Source organism: Limnobacter litoralis (genome assembly GCF_030160455.1).
In the GTDB taxonomy this organism is placed as follows: domain Bacteria; phylum Pseudomonadota; class Gammaproteobacteria; order Burkholderiales; family Burkholderiaceae_B; genus Limnobacter; species Limnobacter litoralis.
The window spans coordinates 1-874 of sequence record NZ_BSOJ01000040.1; the positions used below are offsets into that span (position 1 = coordinate 1).

1 protein-coding gene is annotated in these 874 nt (G+C 51.8%); it reads left to right on the forward strand.

Going from position 1 to position 874, the window contains the following annotated elements:
* Window positions 1–787, forward strand: a 787-nt coding sequence (locus tag QQJ87_RS14565; protein ID WP_284282626.1) for an IS5 family transposase, incomplete at its 5' end; no start/stop codon positions are given.
* Between the last annotated feature and the right edge of the window lie 87 nt (window positions 788–874).

Consider the following 874-nt stretch of genomic DNA (forward strand, 5'->3'; position numbering starts at 1 on the left):
CTTTGGTCTGTCCGACGAAGGCATTGAAGATGCGATCTACGACAGCATGGCCATCCGCAATTTTGTTGGCATTGATCTGAGTGTGGAAGAAGCGCCTGATGCTACGACCCTGCTGAAGTTTCGCCGTTTGCTTGAAGACAAACAGTTGACCAAACGTGTATTTGCCACCATCAACAACCTGCTGAACATGCAGGGGCTGATTCTCAAAGAAGGCACGGTGGTAGATGCCACCATCATCTCTGCTCCATCCTCGACCAAGAACAAAGACAAAGAGCGGGACCCTGAAATGCATCAGACCAAAAAGGGCAATGAGTGGCACTTTGGAATGAAAGCGCACATCGGTGTGGATGCCCACAGCGGAGCCGTTCGTACGCTGGAAACAACGCCCGCCAATACGGCCGACATCAGCAAAGGTCATAGTTTGCTTCACGGTCAAGAGCGGTTGGTGTTTGCCGATGCGGGCTATCAGGGCATTGAAAAACGCACTGACGAAATCACCAACGCCAACGCGGTCTGGCATGTGGCGCTGCGTCCAGGCAAACGCAAAGTTCTGCGCAAGAAGGGCAGTCAAGGTTTGAGCCGAATTCTGGAGCGCCTGAAGGCCTCGGTCAGAGCGTGTGTGGAGCACCCGTTCCATTACATCAAAAACGTCTTTGGCTTGAAGAAGGTTCGATACAGGGGCCTGGCAAAAAACACGGCCCAGTTGTACACGCTGTTTGCCATGGCCAATCTGCTGATCACCAAAAAACGAAGAGACGCCCTTCATGCCCAAGTTGCGTCCTGTTGAGCTCAAAAGGCAGAAAAGCCGGACTCAAAGAGTCCAAAACCGGCATAAATCGGCAATTTGACGCTTAATTCCGAAAGATTTGACTCA